The organism is Vreelandella maris (assembly GCF_013371085.1).
GTDB lineage: Bacteria > Pseudomonadota > Gammaproteobacteria > Pseudomonadales > Halomonadaceae > Vreelandella > Vreelandella maris.
This window is the reverse complement of the sequence record NZ_JABWCV010000028.1, coordinates 14,687-34,269: the sequence shown is the minus strand read 5'-3', so window position 1 is coordinate 34,269 and position 19,583 is coordinate 14,687. Positions and strand designations below refer to the sequence as shown.

Here is a 19,583-nt window from a genome sequence, read left to right as displayed (position 1 = left end):
TGCTGCGTCCTGTTTAAGTGTTTCAATGCTAGTGACACAACGCAAAACACCGCTGAAGCGGTGTTTTGCGTTAAAGCATTTCTCAATTAAGCATCAGTGAATATGGAGGCTAGTCGTCACTTTCCTGCTGAAAGGTAGCTACGCTAACCGGACCTGTCTCACCGCTTTCTAAGGTTGCCAGTATTGGTGCTGCTTGGCTCTGGAACGCAATCAGCGTATCGCCGCTTAAACTGGTATTTTCGGGCAGGGCGACTGTCATCGCATTGACCGGCGAGTTGTTGACGATGACTTCATAATGCAGATGAGGGCCAGTGCTGCGGCCAGTGTTGCCTGATAGCGCTATACGCTCGCCCATGGTTACACGTTCACCTTGGCTAACCAGTGGGCGGGAAAGGTGCAGGTAGCGGGTACGATAACCGTTGTCATGACGAACGACGATATAGCGTCCTGCCGCATGGTGGTTGCTCACGCGCTCAACGACGCCATTGGCAGGAGCTGTTACAGGCGTGCCAATTGGCATAGCGAAGTCTGTACCATTATGCGGGCTAATACGGCCTGTTACCGGGTGCTTACGCTGTGGATTGTAGTTCGAGCTTAAGCGGTAGCTGCCTTCAAAGGGATGACGTGCAAACGCAGGGTCTAGGCTGCTGCCCTCAGGCGTATAGAAGTTATCGTCGGTGGCGTTACGTACAACGGTAAGGTCCATGCGCTCGCCATTGTATTGAACCGCCAGTACCCGCGAATCAAGCGTTTCACCGTCGATCATGTCTGATTCAACCAGCACCTGGAAGCGGTCGCCACGGCGGCTATCACGCCGAAAATCGAGCTTCTTCTCAAGTAGCTTCGTCAGTTCTGTCACCGCGCCACTGTTTAAGCCAGTTGCCTGGGCCGAGCGCGCGAAACTACCGCTGACACTACCGGCATAAAGGCGTTGGACAGGCTCACCTTGCCGCTCAATAGTGGTGATGGCGAACTGGTCTGCATCACGCTCCAATAAAATACCGTCACGGGTATTTTTCATCATGCGTAAGGAAAGTAAACGCCCATCCTCATCTAGCTGGTAATCAAAGCTGTGTCCGGCGCGCCAGTTGGTTAGCATGCGTTGATCGGGCAGATCCTCAAGCAGGGCAAGCACTTCGCTGTACCCAAGGCCTAATTCATTTTGTGCCAGCAAAGCGAATGTTTCGCCAGATTCAACAATATGCGTTTCCCACTCAGGAACAAACGGCTCTTCTGCGGCGAGCTCTAATTCCAAGAACGAGATGTCGTCAAACAGCTCAATGCCATAATCCTCGTAAGAGGTGGCATCCGCAATTTCAACCGAAGAGGTGTCATCCACATCCAGCATGCCGCTGGAGAGGGTGCCCAGCACAATCGCCATATGCAATGCGCCGTCATCCAGCCCCGCGCTACTTAGCGTTGCGATATCAAGGGCTGGTGCATCCAGGGCTGCGGCATTAAGTACCGTTACTTCGTCGCCCAAGGCGGCTTGCCCGGCCATGTCTGCTTGTGCACTGGAGATAACGTTCATATCGAGATCAACGATCTCGGTGGCGGTTAATTCGCTGAGCGGAATATTTTCGCGGGTGGCGTCGAGGGCGCGTGAAGCGCGATCGATCGCTTCTGCTACCGGCGTGCGTTCTTGACGCAGGGAAGGAACCCCCGGAGCAGAATCGCTAGGAAGCGGAACCAGCACGCTTTCAAGCGGTGTGTGTGATTGATTTAGATCTTGGTATGTCGTCAGTAACTTCTGTGTGCCCAGCACAGTGACCATAGTGGCCACAGGTAACAGTAATAATTTGTGCGTGCGGGGCAGCGAATAAAGGATTCGCAACATGGGTAAATGGACCGCCGAGTTCGTGATTAAAAGCAACAGTTAAGCGCATAAACCCAGGAACCATACCCCATGAGGGCAAGGGTGAATAGACTGTATGTCTATACATAAAATTTAATTAAAAAGAATTATGGCAACAATAGGCAAAGATTACTATTTATAAACACCGTTTGCTAACAAATGTAACTGAAAAAGCAGGCTAACTACATACTCTGTATCAATCATAGACGAAAACTGATTTATCTAAAGCATAAATATAGCAAATGTCTAAAATTTATATAGCATCCGAGTGTTCAAGCTTCTCAATACCTATAACTTAAGAGGAGTAACAAGCTTTTTATACACATAGGCGGCACTGATGACTGTTTCCTGGCATTCTAGTCATGTTTTTTTCGAATAATAAGCGCATCGTTTCGCTGTATTGCGTTGAGGAAATCGAAATGTCCCGGGTAACACTTTCACAATGGCAAATGTTGGCTGCCGTGGTTGACCATGGTGGCTTCGCGCGAGCGGCAGAAGCCGTACATAAAAGCCCTTCTACGCTCAACCATGCCGTGCATAAGTTAGAAGAGCAGCTAGGGGTTCAGGTGCTGGAGCCCATTGGCCGCCAGGTACGCTTAACTGAAGCGGGTGAGCTATTGCTTCGTCGTGCGCGCCAGTTAATCGAAAGCGCAGCCTCGCTTGAAGATGTGGCTACCAGGTTAGCCGCCGGCTTAGAAGCAGAAATCGTGGTGGCCATTGATCAGGTATTTCCAACGGGTGCTCAAGCCAAGGCGCTCGAGCGCTTTTCTGAAACGTATCCTCAGGTGCGTGTTCAGTTGCACGAAAGTGTGCTCAATGGGGGCATTGAAATGCTCTACGATGGCCGCGCAGACTTGGTGGTCTCCGGCATTGAGGCGCAAGGTTTTTTGGGCGAGCCGCTGGTAACGGTTCGCTTTGTGGCCGTTGCGCATCCTCAACACGCTCTGCATCAGTTAGGCCGCTCGCTGGATCTGCGAGACCTTGCTCAACATCGCCAGTTGGTCGTGCGCGACTCAGCGCTGCGTCAATCAACCAACGCGGGCTGGTTGAAAGCGGAGCAGCGTTGGACCGTTACTCATCTCAATACATCGCTCGATATGCTGCGGCGTGGATTGGGATTTGCTTGGATGCCAGAAACACGTATTGGTGAGGAGTTAAAAAACGGCCAATTAAAGGTATTGCCGTTACCTGCCGGCGGTATTCGTGAAGTGCCGATTCAGTTGATTTTCCGCGACCGAGACCGGGCAGGGCCTGCGGCTCATGCGATGGCCGTAGCATTAAAACAGGCAGTAATTAGCGAGTGTGCCCAGCATGATTCGATTCACTCGAACGAAAAGGCGTAAAACATCCGCTTGAGCATCCTTGAGGCGGGGGTATGCTGAAAACAGCGTAAGGCATTAAGCCAAGCACCCGAATGACTTTTCAGGAGACGCCCAATGGGACTGCTCGTTAATGGTAAATGGCAAGACCAGTGGTATGACACCAAAAAACACGGTGGCGAGTTTGTGCGTGAATCCGCTCAACTACGCGACTGGGTGGGCGCCGAGCCCGAAACAGATGGCGACCGCTATCCTGCAGAAAAAGATCGCTACCATTTATATGTATCGCTTGCGTGCCCTTGGGCGCATCGAACACTGATCATGCGCAAACTGAAAGGGCTAGAGCCGCTGATAGGCACCTCCCATGTCAGCCCACTAATGCTCGACCAAGGCTGGACCTACCGCCAGGATGAAGGCGCTAGTGGTGACCCGATTAACGATGTGGACTTCCATCATCAGCTTTACACCAAAACCGATCCGCACTATACCGGCCGCGTCACGGTGCCCGTGCTATGGGACAAGCAGCGCAGTGCCATTGTGAATAATGAGTCTGCCGATCTGCTGCGTATGTTTAATGGTGCGTTTGATGAACTGACCGGCAACGACTTGGATTTTTACCCGGAAGACCTACGCAGCGTGATCGATGACGTTAACGCTGATGTTTATGACCACATTAATAATGGGGTTTATAAATCGGGCTTTGCTACCGAGCAGGCGGTATACGAAAAACACGTGAAAGCGCTTTTTGACGCTTTGGAACGTATGGAGGCGCGTTTAGCAGAGCAGCGATACTTGGCAGGTGAATGGTTGACCGAAGCCGATATTCGTCTGTTTACCACGTTGGTACGTTTCGATGCGGTTTATTACGGCCATTTCAAATGCAATTTTAAGCGTATTGAAGACTATCCCAATCTTTCCAATTACGTGAGAGAGATCTATCAGTGGCCTGGTGTGGCGGAGACCGTCAATATGGATCACATCAAACGCCACTACTATTATAGCCACGACACGATTAACCCGACGCGGATTGTGCCAGCGGGCCCGCTGCTTGATTTTGAGCGTGCTCATGACCGGGAGCGTTTGCCGGGGCAGGGCGTACGACGTAAATAGTCCACCACAAACAATTCGCATCAAAAAGGGCCGCCTAATTAGGCGGCCCTTTAAACTTCGCTATTCAGTCAATCTAACGATAGCGTTTAGCCATTATTCGTCAGCATCTACTGCTTCTCGCGTGCGCTGCCAAGCGCTTTCAGCACCTTCTTGGGTTGTCTGCCAAGCATCACGGGCGTTGGCTTTAGTCTGCTCCCACCAATCGTTATCATATGCGGGGAAGGCTTCGACTTCTTCCTGGCTAGCTTCGACCATGATGCGATGCTCGGTATCACCGTCTTCTTCTGTATCGGTTTCCAGCGTGAAGTAATCGGTATCTACCACGATTTCACGACCGCCTAGTCCAAGTACGGAACCACTTTCGATAACAATGGCACTGATGCGCATCTCTTCATCGAACAAGATGTCGTCAACGTCACCGATTTCCTCACCGGAACCGCCGGCGAAATAGACTTCTGCATCGAGAATGTCATCGGCAGAATACATGCCTTGAGGCTCATTTTGCGCGTGAGCACTCATAGCAAAACTTCCTAGTAGGGCCGTGCCAATCGCTGTTGTGAGGATTGTCTTACGCATAGCATCTCTCCATGTGGCTACGATAAATGATCAATAAAAATGTTTACTGAAAACTTTTCTGTAAATATAGAAATATAGGTACTGTAAATACAGGTTTACTGCTTATCAGCCCAGTCGTCTGCCTGACGCTCTGCTTCTTCACGCTCAAGGCCATATTTTTGCTGAAGCTTGCCAACTAGCTGATCTTTCTTACCGCCGATCTGATCCAGTTCATCATCGGTAAACTCACCCCAGCTAGACCGAGCCTTGCCTTTCATTTCTGTCCATTTGCCTTCAATCTGATCCCAGTTCATTGCATCGCTCCTTGAGAGTAGTGAACTTGATTAGGTCCTTTCTAGGTTAGACCATATTTGTATGAGCGCAAGTCCCTGATTCAGTGTGGTGTAAGTTAAAAGTGCTGGTCAGAAGCAAAATGCGATGTTAGGATGCGCGCTCCTCGCATGTGCTGACCCCTCCATCACGACGGTGAGCGTTTACTTGCATAGTTATTGATGAGTCTTCATTAATAGTTATTAGCAGTATCGCTTGCGGGAACATCTTGCCAATTGCTAGATGTTCATTGCTGTGTAGATGGCGCGCCTCCAGTATTTCACCACACGGGTGAAATCGGCGCAGAAGGTCGCCACAACGGCTGGCCCGCGAATGCGGTGTTTGCCAACCGGATGCTAGGTGCGACCGGCGTCTCCGACTCCATTGATGGCTATGACCGCTACGGCGGTGCCTGTTTTCGATAACGACCATTTGATTGGCGTTTTTGCGATAACAGAGTCAGGGACGCTTATGATGTTTTTTGCCGGTACTTACCGGCCTACCAAGGTGTGATTAATGACCTCGACTTCTGTCGCTTCGCCGAGCTTCGGCGATCTTGCTCTTTTGCCTGCCGTTCTGTCTGCTGTTGAATCTCAGGGCTACGTAACTCCTTCGCCGATTCAAGCGCAAACCATCCCTGCGCTGCTTGAAGGCCGCGATATGCTGGGCCAAGCACAAACCGGCACCGGCAAAACTGCAGCGTTTGCATTACCGTTACTGTCACGTTTAGAGCTGACTCGCCGCGAACCGCAAGTGCTAGTAATGGCACCGACTCGCGAACTAGCTCAGCAAGTAGCTGCCTCGTTTAGTAAGTATGGCCAAAACCTCAAAGGTCTCGAAGTAGCGACCCTTTGTGGCGGTCAAGAATACCGTGAACAGCTAGGCGCCCTTAAGCGTGGCGCACAAGTGGTTGTGGGTACCCCCGGCCGTATTATCGACCACCTGGACCGCGGTAGCCTGAAGCTAGATGGCCTGTCCGCTTTAGTGCTGGACGAAGCTGATGAAATGCTGCGCATGGGCTTTATCGACGACGTAAAACGCGTGGTTGCCGATACCCCGAAAGATGCTCAGCGTGTGTTCTTCTCGGCAACACTGCCGACTGAAATCGAGCGCATTGTTAACCGTTATTTGGTTAACCCTGTGAAAGTAGCGATTGAGTCGGGAACCACGACTGGCGAAAACATCGAACAGCGCATTGTACGCGTTGACGGTGGCGCTAAGCTTGAAGCTCTGTCGCGTATTCTCGAAGTCGAACCGGTCGATGGCGCTATCGTCTTTGTGCGTACCCGTGCCGCTTGTACCACGCTAGTTGAGCAGTTGACTGCCCGTGGCGTTAACGCCGCTGGCCTGTCCGGTGATCTGGACCAGAGCCTACGTGAGCGTACTATTACGCGCTTGAAGCGTGGCAAAGTCGATGTACTTATTGCCACCGACGTAGCCGCCCGTGGTCTTGACGTGTCGCGTATTACGCACGTTATTAACTACGATCTGCCGCAAGATGCAGAAGCCTACACGCACCGTATTGGTCGTACGGGCCGTGCGGGTCGTAGCGGTATTGCGATTACCTTTGCTGGTTTCCGTGAAGGCCGCAAAGTAGGCTGGATGGAGCAGGCAACCGGCCAGAAAATGACCGAAATGCCGCTGCCTGACGAAGCCGCTATTCGCGCTCATCGCGATGAAGTCTTCCATGAGCGCGTGATTGCCTCCTTGACGAAAGGCGCCGAAGAGCAGCGTGCTCTGATTGAGCGTCTGATCGAAGAAGGCCACGACCCGATCGAGCTAACGTGTGCGTTTGCCGCGATGGCGCGTGCTGATGAGCCGCCGATTGGTCGCCTACAGGCACCACGTAAAGAGAAGCCCTCGCGTGATGGCGCTCCTGCTGGTAAGCCGGGTGCCCGTCGTGAACGCACTAGCGGCCCGACCGAAGGTATGACGCGCTACCGCGTCTCCGTAGGTCATAAAGATGGCGTGAAGCCGGGTCAGTTAGTCGGTGCTCTTGCCAACGAAGGCGGCATTGAAGGCGCGCGTATCGGTCGTATCGATATCCGCAACGCGTTCTCTGTCGTCGAACTGCCGAGCGGCTTGCCCTCGACGATTCTGACCAAGATGGCACGTGCCCGTGTGGCCGGTCGTCCGTTGGAAATCAGCGAAGACAGCGCCCCGGCTGAGCGCGCTCCGCGCCGCCGTCGTGACGAAGGCGATGCGCCGGTTCGTCGTCGCGAACGCGCCTAAGTCTTCGCCGTAAGGATTAATCAGCTGCCGCCAAGCGGCAACTGAGAAAATCTCAAACGCCCTCGCTCCTTTACTGGTGCGGGGGCGTTTTTTTGCTACCTTACTCTTCATTCATTGGATTGATTATTGTCAGGGAGGATGACATGTCCGCACCGCTACACGAATGGAATTTAGCACCTAGGGAAGCGAGGGCATTACAGACACAGTTGGCGAAGGGGTTGGAATTATCCGACCGCTTGGCCCCTGTGAAGCATATTGCGGGAGTGGATATCGGTTTTGAAGATGGCGGCGAAACAACCCGGGCAGCCGTAGTGTTGCTGGAGTGGGACCCTGCTACCGCACCCAGCTTAAACGTGGTGGAACAAATGGTTCATCGTGAGCCCACCCGCATGCCGTATATTCCTGGCCTGCTCTCGTTTCGTGAAATTCCAGCGGCGCTGGGGGCGTTTGAAAAGCTCAGCGTGTCACCTGAACTGGTCATGGTCGACGGGCAGGGAATTGCCCACCCACGGCGCTTAGGTGTGGCGGCGCATTTAGGGCTGTGGCTTGATTTGCCCACTATTGGGATTGCCAAATCACGCCTATATGGCAAACACGCTGAAGTGGGCGAGCAGCGCGGCGACTGGGTGCCGCTTTACGCGGGGCAAGAAACTATTGGGGCCGTGCTGCGCTCTCGTGCCAAGGTAAAGCCGGTGTATGTGTCACCAGGGCATCGCATCACCCTGGAAACGTCGCTTAATTGGGTGATGCGCTGTTTAGGGCGTACCAAACTGCCTGAACCTACACGGCTTGCCGATCGATTAGCGTCGCGGCGAGATCAGCGTTAGTCGGGGCTATACAAACGCGAGGAAGCGCGTGAGCAGACTGGCTGCGTCTGATGCATCAGTCACCTCCGCTGACAGGCTTGCAGGGTTCTTACCCTGGTCGCGTAACGCAGCGCGTTGGCGCTCTATATAGGCGCGCATGACAGGTACGTTGAATTCGGGGTGGAACTGTACGCTCCATTGGCGCGGGCCATAGCGCAGTGCTTGATGGGCGTCGTGGCTGTTGTGGGCCAGCACGGTGCAGCCGTGGGGCGCCTGCATGACCGACTGCGCATGGGAAAGGTGCGCCGCAAAACTTTCCGGTAATTGGCTAAATAGTGGGTCTTGTTGGCCGGCCAGCGTCAGCCGCACTGTATGAGTGCCCGACTCGCGGCCCGCTGGGTGGTAATCGCTGACACCGCCAAAAGCGGCGGCCATGAGTTGATGGCCATAGCAAACGCCCAGCATGGGCGTATCGTTTGCCAACGCGTCTTGCAGCCATGGTTTAAGTGCTTCGCTCCAGGGCTCTGCATCGCTAACCATGCTATGCGAGCCAGTGATCAGTATGCCTGCCAAGGTGTCTAGAGCGGGTGGAGTAGGGTTGCGTCGCGCGTCCCACACCTGTACCTCTAAATGCGCAGGTAGGGCAGTACTAAGCTGCTTTTCAAATAGCGTTTCAAAGTCGCCGTGCTGGTCGACGACTTCTGGATAAGCATCGCCGGTTTTAACGATTAATACACAGGCCATATCACTCCCTCGGTACGATGAAACGCAAATGTTAAACAAAGGTCTTTCAGGAAGAGCACAAAGGCATGATGATAGCCTACCATGGCCTCTTGGATGGTAAGAATTCATTCGTTATTAACGACATAAGGAAACGATAATGCAACAAATTACCCGTGCGGGCGAGCCGCTGGATGTGGCTGGCACACTGCCTGCTAAAGATCAGGCAGCACCTAAAATGACGCTGACCAACACTGAGCTGCAAGACGTTACGCTTGCGACCTATGCGGGCAAGCGTAAGGTGCTTAATATTATTCCCAGTGTGGATACGCCTACCTGCGCGATGTCGACGCGTCGCTTTAACGAACTGGCCTCAAACCTTGCTGACACCGTGGTATTGGTAGTTTCGGCTGATTTACCCTTCGCTGCCAAGCGCTTCTGCGGTGCAGAAGGGCTGGATAACGTTGAAACGCTGTCTACGTTCCGCCACCCAGAGTTTCGTGAAGACTGGGGCGTCGCGTTGTGTAATAACTCGATGGAGGGGCTGTGTGCTCGTGCGGTAGTAGTGCTGGATGCCGATAATCGCGTGCTACACAGTGAGTTGGTAAGCGAGCTGAAAAACGAACCAGATTACGACGCAGCGTTAGCCGTCTTGAGCTGACAGCAGGCGTTTTCTAGCATGACGTCGTGAAGCCGTCACCAGCGCGCGAATCAAGCGCTGCTGGGGGCGGTTGAAAATTAGCCATTCAGGGTGCCACTGCACGCCAATCAAAAACTCATGCTCACGTGACTCGATGCCCTGTACCAAGCCGTCCCGGTCGCGGGCGACAATCTCTATCCCTTTGCCTGCGCCATAAACAGCTTGGTGATGCAGGCTGTTAACCCGGCACCACGTCACGCCGAGCAATCGGTGTAGCTTACTCGCGCCGACAATATCGACGGTTTTGCGCGGCAGTACCGTACGGCGTCGTTTTAGCCCTTCATGCGTGGTGTAAATATCCGGGTCTAAGGTACCACCGAGGTGGACGTTGATTAATTGCGCCCCCCGGCAAATGCCCAGCACGGGCGTATGCAGCGGAATAAACCGTTCAAGCAGCGCAAGCTCCAATTCATCCCGTGCCGGGTCAAGGCGTACATCCAGCTGCACTTCGCCACCGTAAAGGTGGGCCTGAATATCATCCCCGCCACCAATGATTAATCCATCTAAATGGTCAGGCTGGGGGCGTGAAGGCGATAACCGCAGCGGTTTGCCGCCATGGCGCCAGACGGCGAACCAATCAAACCACCATGCTAAGTGGCTTTTGCGGTCAGAGGTGGTAATTCCGATAAGCGGCCGAGACATGCAGGTGGTTACTCACTGTGGCAAGAAATAAAGTTGAAAAATGTGAAGCTGAAAATGAAACATTAAAAAATTAGTGCTCACGACGCAGCCAGCGGCCCAGTTTCTCTTTTACGCGGGTCAGCATCGGTCGGTTATGTTCGGTAATATACTCAGCGCAGCGAGCGAGCAGCGCCTCCGAGTTAGCGGCAAGTTTCTCAACTTCCACCCAGCGGTTCCACTCCATTGCCGAGCCCCAACCCGGTTGGGAAAGTTGGGCGTTGGGTAAGCGGTAGTGAAAAGTGGGGCGTGGTTTCGTGAGCTGAGCATGCAGCAACTCATGGCCATGGTCAGGGCGCAGATAAGCAAATAGCGGCAACATATCCAGCTCACGGTTGCGCGTTGGATTATGATGCAGGTAGTCGTCAATCAAGGTATCCAGATCAGGTGAGTAGCGGCTATCCAGGACCTTTAGCGCGTATGCTTTGTGAAAGGGGTTGGCATGAGGCAGCACCTCACGGGTAATATCGACTTTAATTTCATCGCGCAGCCATCCGGCAAGTAATAAATACGCGCGCAGCATGGCAAGCAAATAGTCGGCATCAAAGCGCTCTACTTCAGGGTTTAGATGCAACCCGAACCCATACATCAAGCTAGCATCGGTGCCCTTGGCGCCATGCTCTCGTAGTGCTTCAAACAGTGCGTCTAAATCTTCAAGTTCATTCCAGGGTACCGGTGGGCAAACAATTTCGGTAGGCACTAGGCCAGTGACCATATCACCAATCAGTTCGCGGGTTTTTTGATGGAACTGGATTCGTCGTTGGTGCTGGTGGCGCGCCCACTCGCTGTCTTGAGCGTGAGGGTCTTCCAGTAGGGCTTTGTCAGGGTGAGCGTACTGAGTGTCGAGTTCAATGCCAAATTCGCCCCAGCGGGTATCCTCTACTAGTAGCCGATGAGGGCTTACCACGTTAAGCTCCCCGCCAAACAGTTCACGTACGATCATCGCCGTGTCTCGGGGTGGCAGGCCAGCAAATTCAATTTCGACGCCAACCTGCCGGATATTCCCATGACTGTTTAAGCGGTTAGGTGGAGCTTGTAGCGTCATCTCGGCATCCTTGAGGTGAACGTTTAAGCATCCAGCCTATCATAGTCACGCGTTGAGGCTGAGTGCATTCCTAAGGGCTATAAACTAAAGCGGCGGTAAAACGGTAAGCAGGACGCCATTCAGATTAATATTCAGGAGTAAGGCGTGCGACAGCACTGGTTAATTAGCGCGGTAATAGGCGTTGTCTTGTTTGTATTGGCAAGCCTACTACTGACGAGCATGGCAATCACGCAGGCCCAGGCGCAAGTGGTGTCAATACCCGGTTTGGGCGGTGGCTCTGAGGAGCAGGAAGTTGAGGTCAGTGGCGAAGAGTTCCAGGCCTCGTTAACTGACGTCATCACCATGCTTGAAAACGAGGAGCAGCGCACTGAGCTGCTCACGTCGCTGCGCGAGCTGCAGGTAACCGCAGATGCTGCCACCGATGATGAGGGCGTGGTGCGCCAAGGGCTGCTGGGGGCCCTGGCCGATACGCTAAGCGACCTTGGCGACCAGGCGCAGGCAGGCGACTCGCCGGTTGACCAGTGGGCACGTCAGCTGGTTCAGGGGGCGGACGATTTACGCGCCCTGAACGATGGTGCCGACCAAGGCGAAGCCATTCGTGCGGTTGCTGAAGGAGCTGTCCTGGCTCTGGTTTGGATCGGGCTGCTGGTGGTAATGATTGCTTTTGGGCGCATGGTCGCTACCCGCCGAGAGTGGCCACTGGATCTGCCGCGGGACCCCAAAGCCTGGCTAATGGCGGTGCACTTCTTGCGCCGTATGCTGCCCTGGGCGTTGGCGTTTGCGATTACGCTCGGGATTGGCCAAGTATTACCTGATAGTCCTGGGCGGACGCTGGTGCTCGTGGTGGCCTATATCTGCCTATGCGGGCGGGCGCTGTCGGTGGTGTTTGAAACGGTCATCGCCTTCTTTAGCCGCGGCCATCGGTTTACGGCGGTTCAACTGCTTCAGCAGCATGCCCTGCGCGGTATGTTTGTGATTGGTGCGTTGATTGCGCTTGGCGATGCGGCTAATTCCACCCGCTTGGTCGAACTGTTGGGCAGCGAACTATCGAGCCTGGTCTCGGTGCTTTCCAATATGCTGGCGGCGCTGCTTTCAGCGCGGTTTATTCTTAAATTCAAACGCCCAGTGCGTCATTTGATTTGCAACCGACCGTTCAAACAACGCCGTGACGCCAGCACTGCGGTTGAGATGATCCGCTCGCTGGGCGGGCTATGGCACATTCCCGCGCTACTCCTGGTGAGTGGTTCGCTGCTGGCGATTTTTATTACCGTTGGCGATGTCGGCACTGCGCTGGCGCGCTCAATTATCTCTGCCAGCCTGCTGGTGCTTACGCTGGTAGTGACCGGGCTGCTGCGCCGCCAAGCGGAGCGGATGGGCAAGCGCCGTCACCGTCATCGTCAGAGCCAATACCGCAAACGCTTAGAGCGTTTCGGCTTTGTTCTCGCCCATATCTTTGCATGGATGGTGTTTGCTGAACTCTCAATGCAAGTGTGGGGCAGTTCATTCTTTGGCTTGGGCCAGCAAGCAGTCGCTAGCGCCCGCATTGGGCAAGCGCTGGTCAGTCTTGGCGCCACGGTGCTGTTGGCGTGGCTGGTGTGGATTTTTGCCGACACCGCCATTCAGCGGGCGCTTACCTCGTCGGCGCGCTCACGCGGACGGCGGGTCAATCAGGCCCGGGCGCAAACCATCACGCCGATGATTCGCAACGTCATCTTCGTGACTATCTTGATTATTGCCGTCATCGCCGGGTTGGCGAACCTGGGTGTCAACGTGACACCGCTGTTAGCCGGTGCTGGTGTGATTGGTCTGGCGATTGGTTTTGGTGCCCAAACATTAGTGCAGGATCTAATCACCGGCATCTTTATTTTGATCGAAGATTCCCTGGCGGTAGATGACTTTGTGCAGATCAATAACCACATGGGCACGGTCGAGGGGCTGACGCTGCGCACGGTTCGCCTTCGTGACTTGGACGGGATCGTGCATATCATCACCTTTAGCCGCATTGAGTCGATTCATAATATGTCTCGGCAGTTCGGCATTGCGCTGATGCGAATTCGTATTCCGTTTGATATGAAAATCGACGATGCCATTACGCTGATGCAGGAAACCGCTCAGGAGCTGCGCCGCGACCCGATGATGCGTCACTACATCTGGTCACCGCTGGAAATGCAGGGGGTTCAGGGGTTTGAAGATGGCTGCCCGATCCTGCGTATGCGTTTTCGCACCGCGCCAGAAATGCAGTGGGATGTTTCGCGGGCCTTTAATCTGCTGCTCAAACAGCGCATGGAAGCTCAAGAGATCGACCTGGGCGTGCCGCGTCTCAGCATCAGTATGGAATCGCGCTCAGAAGACCGCATGGAGGCGACCGCGGGCACGTCGTTTTCGCTGGACAATGAAGCACCAGAAAGTGACCAGGGTGAGTCAGATACTGAGCAAGAAAGCGAAACAGACACAGACGATCATAAGAAACCCGCACCACCGAAGCCGGCACCCCGCCCGACCAAGGCAGAAATACGGCGCGATGAGCAGGCGCGCAAGCACGATGAGACGCCTAATCGCGCCGCCTCACACCGGCAAAAGCCCCCAGCACAAGGCAAGCCCCAGGCCGGCACCTATGCCAGCACCGGCGGCGAACACGGCGATGAGTAACCACGGCCCGCGTAAGCGGCGCCAACGGTTATACAAAGAGACCGCGTGGCTAACGCGGTCAACCAGTTCGTCGTGACGCGAGATCGCATGATCGGGAGGCAGCGAAAAGTCATTAGCTACATCGCCTTGCCAGTGGGCGCCGTGGCTGAGTCCCAGGCGTGCGCGTAACTTGCCAATATCGCTTACAGTGTCGTGCAGCGTATCGTAGGCTTCGCGGCGCTCAGCAACGCTAAATACCGCCTCGGCATCTTGGCGTAGCGCGCTATGCTGGCAACTCGTCACAGCGTGTTGGATCGCTTGCTCATTAGCCTCGGGGGGGATCGCGAGGCGCTGGTACAAATCGCGCATAGGTGGCTATGGTTTCTCTTAGGCTGGCGTTGCATGGTCTCAGTAAGTTTGCATCAAATAATCATAGGCGTTTTTGATACGTTGAAAGCGTGCCGAGGCCAATGCTACCTGTTGTTCGCTTTCTGAATAGTAGCGGTCTGGGTGGTGTAATTGTGCCATACGCCGATAAGCGTGCCGAACCTCTATGCGGGTAGCGCCGGGGTTAAGTCCCAGAATGGAAAGCGCCCGTGTGGTGCGATCGGGAGGCGGTGGTGAAGCGCGCTGCTGGCGTGAGTGGTTATTGCGTCGCTCCTCCTGGTAAGAACTGCGTTGCTGTTGCGAGTCTTGCTGTCGTGAGCGTTGCTGCTCCCGCTCGGCTTGCTCGCGCTGGCGTTGGCGCTCCTGTTCCTGCTGGCGCTGCTGTGCTTGTTCCCGCGCCTGGCGGGCTTCCTCTTGGCGCCGCTGCTTCTCTTGTTGCTTTTCTTGCTGTTTTTGCTGCTTCTGATGATGGCGTTGTTCTTTCTCTCTCTGCTGCTGTTCTGCTCGTGCATTGGCCTGTTGTTGCTGCTGCTCGGCCGCTGCGGCATCGCGTGCTTTGCGGGCATGGTAATCTGGATCGTGGGTTTGCCAATAAGTATCACGACTAGGGTCTTCAGGGCTGGCCAGCGGTGTGCCCGTCAGTTCCTTAAATAGGGTGTTTAAGGTGGTGGGGGCAACGCTTAGTAAGTCCGCAAAAAAGCGTAAAATATAGTGGTTGGCAAGCGACAGCTCGCCATCATCGGTGGCAACCGTAATCGCTTGGTGAATAACGCTTAGGCTGCGCTCTTTACCGCACTCTTTGCGCACAACCTCGGCGGCTAACTGGATCGCTTGCAAGTCTTGGCTATGCGCAATACTCATGACCGGGCCCAGCTCATGCCCGTGGCGAAACTGTGCGGTTACCTGGGCCAGGCGACGACGGCGCTGGCCTTCAGAAACGTGTTGGCGGTGCACCAGCACCCAAGCCAACAACAGCAGGGTTGCCGTATCCACTTGGCTGCGGCTCTTTAATAACAGCAGCTCAAAGGGTGAAAAACGGGCAATGGACATTTCCTAGCTCCACAGATGAAGAGGCGGCAGTGATCTTGTGCAGCGCCATGATTATTTTAGCCATGGTATATCATCACGTTAGGCAAAGGAGTAGGAGATTGGTGGGTTGATCAACGTTGAGCGTAAAAACAGCTTTCAGCTGCGTCTTACTCGTCGGCTCAAGGAAGAGACGTCGCATAACCTCGACGTCTATCTTTTTGTGCCTGGCGAGCTGGGGTTAAGTACTCAGCTTATCTCAGAGGAGGCTTTTTATCATGCCGCCATTCATGTATCGCGCACTTACTACAGTGACGAATACCTGCTGCCGCTGGTACACAGCCGGTTGGCCAGTCGTAATCGCCTGGGGAGTGACTCGTACCGGCTGAGTTTGAGCCTCTACGCCTACCAATACGTGGAAGCGATGGAGCGCACCACGCAAGCGATGTTAGTAAGCGCCAAAAAGTTACGTCATACCCGCCAGCAACAGCGGGAAGAGACCAGCGAGGAGCAAGAAAGTGCGGTTGCCTTACGTGACCAACTGCATGAAATGATTGACTTGAGTGACGGAATCCTCAAGCGCCTGCGGCGCAATCAGCCGGATGACGAAAGCTTCAAAAAATACTTCGCCAATATTGATAATTACCTCTCCTGGTTTACCGAACAGCAGCTACTGGCGTTAGTGGCGCATATGCCCCGTGGTGGTGAGTTTACTGAGATTCGTCGACGCTTTATCAGCGTGTGCCACCGGGAGGGCGAACATCGCCGCGAACAGCAATACAACGCCGAACGAGTAATGGCGGACCCGACGCGCATGTCGAACAAAATGCGCTTACTGCGGCGTTTGATTGAACATCCGATTACGCTGAAACAAGAGGCATTGGAGCTTGGCGGCGGCGAGCAGAAAGCGGTCAAAGCCCTGGCCACGGCGGTGGTAATGGGGTTTGTGACGTTAGGTGTGCTGCAGTTACGTAGCGCGTTAGGGGATCTTTCTGCGCTATTCGTGTTAGCCATGGCGCTGCTCTACGCCATGCGTGAAGTTTTTAAGGATGATTTGCGCAATACCCTTTGGCGCTTGCTGCGCAAAGGCCGCCCTAAGTGGCGCCGCCAGTATCTAGACCCCACGCGAAATGCCGTGGTGGGTCGCCAGCTGGAGTGGTTTGACTACAAGCGCTTCGCTTCGCTGAGTGATGACATCCAACAATTGCGCCGTCGCAAGGTGGCCCAGCGGGAAGAGGTAGTGCTGCACTACCGCTCAAGTTCACGTATGTCACCCACGCGCTTTTTAAGCGGCTACGAGCATACGCGCGAAACACTGAATTTGGATATTTCCATGCTCACGCGGCTAATGAGTAAAGGGAAGCACCACATCTATCGGCTTAAAGATGGCCAGGCAGTGCGTGAAAGCGTCGAACGCCGCCACCTGTTTAATCTGGTGATTCGTGAAACGGGCAGTGAAGATACGCCCTACCTTGCCCGCTGGAAAGTCGTGGTAAGTCGCTCAGGCATTGTTGATGTGGAGAAAGTGGAAGAGAGTAGCGCCACAGAGGCGAACACACCAACAGGCAAGCAAGCATAAAGCTGCGCTAGATCAAATTAGTCTCAATGCGTTCTTTTAGATAGCCAGCCAGCATAGGCAAATTTCCAGGAGCGAACTAGGCTCAAAGAGAAGGCAGGGTGACCTGCAGCTGCGGCTCAGTCTTTAAAGATTGAACGCAAGGAGAAGCGCCATGCAAGCTATTGATATCATGACACCCAAAGTGGTGAGTGTGGGACCCGATACGGAAGTGCGTGACATCGCGCAATTGCTGCTTAAGCATCGTATCAGCGCCGTTCCTGTCGTCGATGGCGATCACCGGGTGATCGGTATTGTCAGCGAAGGCGATTTGATGCGCCGGGTAAAAGATGACAGTGACCACGGTCACTCATGGTGGTTATCGCTATTTACGGGCGGCAAGGATGCTGGCGACTATGTCAAAATGCATGGTCGTAAAGCCCACGAAGTGATGACGCCAGACCCACTGACCGTGGAAGAGAACACGCCACTGCATACCATTGCGCGAATGCTGGAAAAGCACCACATCAAACGTGTACCCGTCGTGCGTGAAGGTAAGTTGGTGGGGATCGTCAGCCGCGCCAATCTGCTGCAAGGTATTGCCAATGCGGCGGTAGCGCCGACCCAGTCACCTTCGGACGATCGACACATCCGCGAGGCCATACTGGATGAGGTGGAACACAACACCGGCGTGCAAACCGGAAGCATTAGCGTGATTGTGGATGGTGGCGTGGTGGAAATCTGGGGGCTGGTCGAATCGCTTGAGCAGAAGCAGGCGGTAACGGTCGCAGCAGAAAATGTGGCTGGGGTAACTCGCGTCGAAAACCATCTAGGGATGATGCCGCGCGGCGTGGGATATATTTAAGCGTTACCTAATTCGTTTCTAGCCTGCATCAGTGCCCGCTATTTTATAGCGGGCATTTTTCAGCTTATATGACTGCCTTGATTGCCTTTTCCAGGCTATCCACGCTGCGCTCTGTGTGGTGCAACTTATCTAGACCAAACAGGCCAATGCGGAAAGTTTGGAAGTTATCACCTTCATCGCACATCAATGGTACGCCGCCTGCTACCTGCACGCCCGCCTGGGCAAGTTTGCCTACCAAGCCGCTATCCTCGCTGTAGCAGACCACCACACCCGGCGCCTCAAAGCCTTCCGCAGCCACGCTGACAAAACCGTGGCGCTTGAGCATGGCACGGACTTCACGGCCAATGGCTTGCTGCTCCTCTTTTACCTTGGCAAAGCCGTAGGCGCGGGTTTCCTGCATGATATCGCGCAGCTGTCGCAAGGCGTCCGTGGGCATAGTGGCATGATAAGCATGCCCGCCGTTTTCATAGGCTTGCATGATGCTGTGCCACTTGCCCAGGTCGCAGGCAAAGCTGTTGCTCTGGGTCTCGCTCAAGCGCTGCGTAGCCCGCTCGGAGAGCATCACCATGGCGCAGCAGGGCGAACCGCTCCAGCCTTTTTGCGGCGCACTTACCACCACATCAATGCCTAATGCCTGCATATCCACCCATAGCGTGCCAGCGGCAATGGCGTCTAACACGAACAGGCCGCCTACCTCGTGGGTCGCCTCGGCGAGTGCTTGAATATACGCGTCCGGAAGCAACAGTCCTGCCGAGGTTTCTACCTGTGGGGCGAAGACCACCGCTGGTTTTTCGCGACGAATCTGCGCGACGGCTTCATCGATGGGCACCGGCTGAAAAGGTGAGCGTGGGTCATCGGCATTGAGTCGCCGAGCCTTAAGCACCACGTGCTGATCGGTTAAACGGCCCATCTCGATAATCTGTGTCCAACGGTAGCTGAACCAGCCGTTACGGATCACCAGGGTTTTCTGATCAACGGCAAACTGACGCGCCACCGCTTCCATACCAAAGGTTCCGCTGCCGGGAACGATGACGGCCGAGTGAGCGTTGTAGACCTCTTTCAGCGTGGCCGATATATCGCGCATCACACCTTGAAATTGCTGCGACATATGGTTCAGCGAGCGGTCGGTGTAGACCACTGAGTATTCCAGCAAGCCGTCGGGGTCGACGTTAGGAAGTAAACCAGCCATGGCGTTCTCCAAATAAGGGCGGTGCGCTCATCGGCACACTTCATCAAAAATATACAGTGGCTGCTAAGAGTACGAGCAATAAAAGCACAAAACCAGCCCGCGTGGGGCTGGTTTTGATTGCTGAAGGGGCTAGCTTAACGCGGCGGTAACTGCTCGGGCCCAAAGGCGTCGGGCAGCAGCGTTTCCATGGTGTAGGTTTTCATCAGTTCACCGCTGCCGGAAAGTACCTTGATTTGGGTTTCTGGCGTCGCGAATTCGCGGATACGCTGACGGCAGTCGCCGCAGGGCGTGCAGAGGTGGTCACCTGGGCCCATCACGTAGACCGTCGCCAACTGGCGTTGCCCGGCAGTGATCATGGCGGAAATGGCCGAGGCCTCGGCGCATAGGCCTTTGTAGTGCGCCACTTCCACATTAGTGCCCGCAAACTGCTGACCATCAGGGGTGACCATGACTGACGCCACCGGGTGAGCTGAGTAAGGCACGTAGGCGTTAGCCCGCGCGCCCAACAGCGTTTGAACGATCTCTTCTGATACGTGCTCTTCTGATTCCTGTTCCATCATTTTTCCTTTTGGCCACTTCAACG

The 19,583-nt window shown here is 54.6% G+C and carries 19 protein-coding genes; 9 read left to right on the top strand and 10 right to left on the bottom strand.

What is annotated here, in order from left to right:
• Positions 1-109 precede the first annotated feature (109 nt).
• Positions 110-1,837, bottom strand: coding sequence for a peptidoglycan DD-metalloendopeptidase family protein (locus HUO07_RS18415; RefSeq protein ID WP_176304715.1), 1,728 nt, complete (start codon positions 1,835-1,837; stop codon positions 110-112).
• Positions 1,838-2,274: 437 nt separating this feature from the next.
• Here HUO07_RS18415 and HUO07_RS18410 point away from each other — a divergent pair, with 437 nt between their 5' ends.
• Positions 2,275-3,198: a LysR family transcriptional regulator gene (locus tag HUO07_RS18410; RefSeq protein ID WP_176304714.1), complete on the top strand. Its 924-nt coding sequence runs from the start codon at positions 2,275-2,277 to the stop codon at positions 3,196-3,198.
• 93 nt (positions 3,199-3,291) lie between these two features.
• Positions 3,292-4,284, top strand: coding sequence for a glutathione S-transferase family protein (locus tag HUO07_RS18405; RefSeq protein ID WP_176304713.1), 993 nt, complete (start codon positions 3,292-3,294; stop codon positions 4,282-4,284).
• A 93-nt stretch (positions 4,285-4,377) separates the two neighbouring features.
• Here HUO07_RS18405 and HUO07_RS18400 read toward each other — a convergent pair whose 3' ends face one another.
• Positions 4,378-4,860 carry a PRC-barrel domain-containing protein gene (locus tag HUO07_RS18400; protein WP_035586732.1) on the bottom strand — a complete coding sequence of 161 codons (483 nt, stop codon included), beginning with the start codon at positions 4,858-4,860 and terminating at the stop codon, positions 4,378-4,380.
• A gap of 95 nt (positions 4,861-4,955) precedes the next feature.
• Positions 4,956-5,153, bottom strand: a complete 198-nt coding sequence (locus HUO07_RS18395) for a CsbD family protein (protein WP_008957698.1) — start codon at positions 5,151-5,153, stop codon at positions 4,956-4,958.
• Positions 5,154-5,405: 252 nt separating this feature from the next.
• Between HUO07_RS18395 and HUO07_RS18390 the strand changes: the two genes are divergently transcribed.
• From HUO07_RS18390 to nfi, 3 genes are all read left to right on the top strand, one after another.
• On the top strand, positions 5,406-5,594 hold the full coding sequence (locus HUO07_RS18390) for a hypothetical protein (protein ID WP_035559269.1): 189 nt from the start codon (positions 5,406-5,408) through the stop codon (positions 5,592-5,594).
• Positions 5,595-5,685: 91 nt separating this feature from the next.
• Positions 5,686-7,401, top strand: coding sequence for a DEAD/DEAH box helicase (locus HUO07_RS18385; protein WP_101145883.1), 1,716 nt, complete (start codon positions 5,686-5,688; stop codon positions 7,399-7,401).
• A gap of 143 nt (positions 7,402-7,544) precedes the next feature.
• On the top strand, positions 7,545-8,228 hold the full coding sequence (gene nfi / locus HUO07_RS18380) for a deoxyribonuclease V (RefSeq protein ID WP_101145884.1): 684 nt from the start codon (positions 7,545-7,547) through the stop codon (positions 8,226-8,228).
• Between the two features lie 6 nt (positions 8,229-8,234).
• On the opposite strand, the gene HUO07_RS18375 is transcribed toward nfi, so the two are convergent.
• Positions 8,235-8,951: a glutamine amidotransferase gene (locus tag HUO07_RS18375; protein ID WP_101145885.1), complete on the bottom strand. Its 717-nt coding sequence runs from the start codon at positions 8,949-8,951 to the stop codon at positions 8,235-8,237.
• Between the two features lie 136 nt (positions 8,952-9,087).
• Between HUO07_RS18375 and tpx the strand changes: the two genes are divergently transcribed.
• Positions 9,088-9,588, top strand: coding sequence for a thiol peroxidase (gene tpx, locus HUO07_RS18370; RefSeq protein ID WP_101145886.1), 501 nt, complete (start codon positions 9,088-9,090; stop codon positions 9,586-9,588).
• Here tpx and HUO07_RS18365 read toward each other — a convergent pair.
• Complete coding sequence (locus HUO07_RS18365; protein WP_008957692.1) at positions 9,571-10,269, bottom strand: gamma-glutamyl-gamma-aminobutyrate hydrolase family protein; 699 nt, start codon at positions 10,267-10,269, stop codon at positions 9,571-9,573. The two genes, tpx and HUO07_RS18365, sit on opposite strands and share 18 nt — an antisense overlap.
• 70 nt (positions 10,270-10,339) lie before the next feature.
• Positions 10,340-11,350: an amidoligase family protein gene (locus tag HUO07_RS18360; RefSeq protein ID WP_176304712.1), complete on the bottom strand. Its 1,011-nt coding sequence runs from the start codon at positions 11,348-11,350 to the stop codon at positions 10,340-10,342.
• A 144-nt stretch (positions 11,351-11,494) separates the two neighbouring features.
• On the opposite strand from HUO07_RS18360, the gene HUO07_RS18355 reads away from it, so the two are divergent.
• Positions 11,495-13,999, top strand: coding sequence for a mechanosensitive ion channel family protein (locus HUO07_RS18355; RefSeq protein WP_101145888.1), 2,505 nt, complete (start codon positions 11,495-11,497; stop codon positions 13,997-13,999).
• Here HUO07_RS18355 and HUO07_RS18350 read toward each other — a convergent pair.
• On the bottom strand, positions 13,916-14,347 hold the full coding sequence (locus HUO07_RS18350; protein ID WP_101145889.1) for a hypothetical protein: 432 nt from the start codon (positions 14,345-14,347) through the stop codon (positions 13,916-13,918). The two genes, HUO07_RS18355 and HUO07_RS18350, sit on opposite strands and share 84 nt — an antisense overlap.
• Positions 14,348-14,386: 39 nt before the next feature.
• Entirely contained in the window at positions 14,387-15,415 is a 1,029-nt protein-coding gene (locus HUO07_RS18345) for a J domain-containing protein (protein WP_101145890.1), read from the bottom strand.
• Between the two features lie 106 nt (positions 15,416-15,521).
• On the opposite strand from HUO07_RS18345, the gene HUO07_RS18340 reads away from it, so the two are divergent.
• The gene (locus HUO07_RS18340) at positions 15,522-16,970 is read left to right on the top strand and encodes a hypothetical protein (protein WP_101145891.1); all 1,449 of its coding nucleotides are present in this window, start codon (positions 15,522-15,524) and stop codon (positions 16,968-16,970) included.
• A gap of 151 nt (positions 16,971-17,121) precedes the next feature.
• Entirely contained in the window at positions 17,122-17,811 is a 690-nt protein-coding gene (locus tag HUO07_RS18335) for a CBS domain-containing protein (protein ID WP_176304711.1), read from the top strand.
• A 64-nt stretch (positions 17,812-17,875) separates the two neighbouring features.
• On the opposite strand, the gene HUO07_RS18330 is transcribed toward HUO07_RS18335, so the two are convergent.
• Together HUO07_RS18330 and cdd are read right to left on the bottom strand one after the other, a co-directional pair.
• The gene (locus HUO07_RS18330) at positions 17,876-19,000 is read right to left on the bottom strand and encodes an aminotransferase class V-fold PLP-dependent enzyme (protein ID WP_176304710.1); all 1,125 of its coding nucleotides are present in this window, start codon (positions 18,998-19,000) and stop codon (positions 17,876-17,878) included.
• A gap of 134 nt (positions 19,001-19,134) precedes the next feature.
• Entirely contained in the window at positions 19,135-19,557 is a 423-nt protein-coding gene (gene cdd, locus HUO07_RS18325) for a cytidine deaminase (RefSeq protein ID WP_422822706.1), read from the bottom strand.
• Positions 19,558-19,583 lie beyond the last annotated feature (26 nt).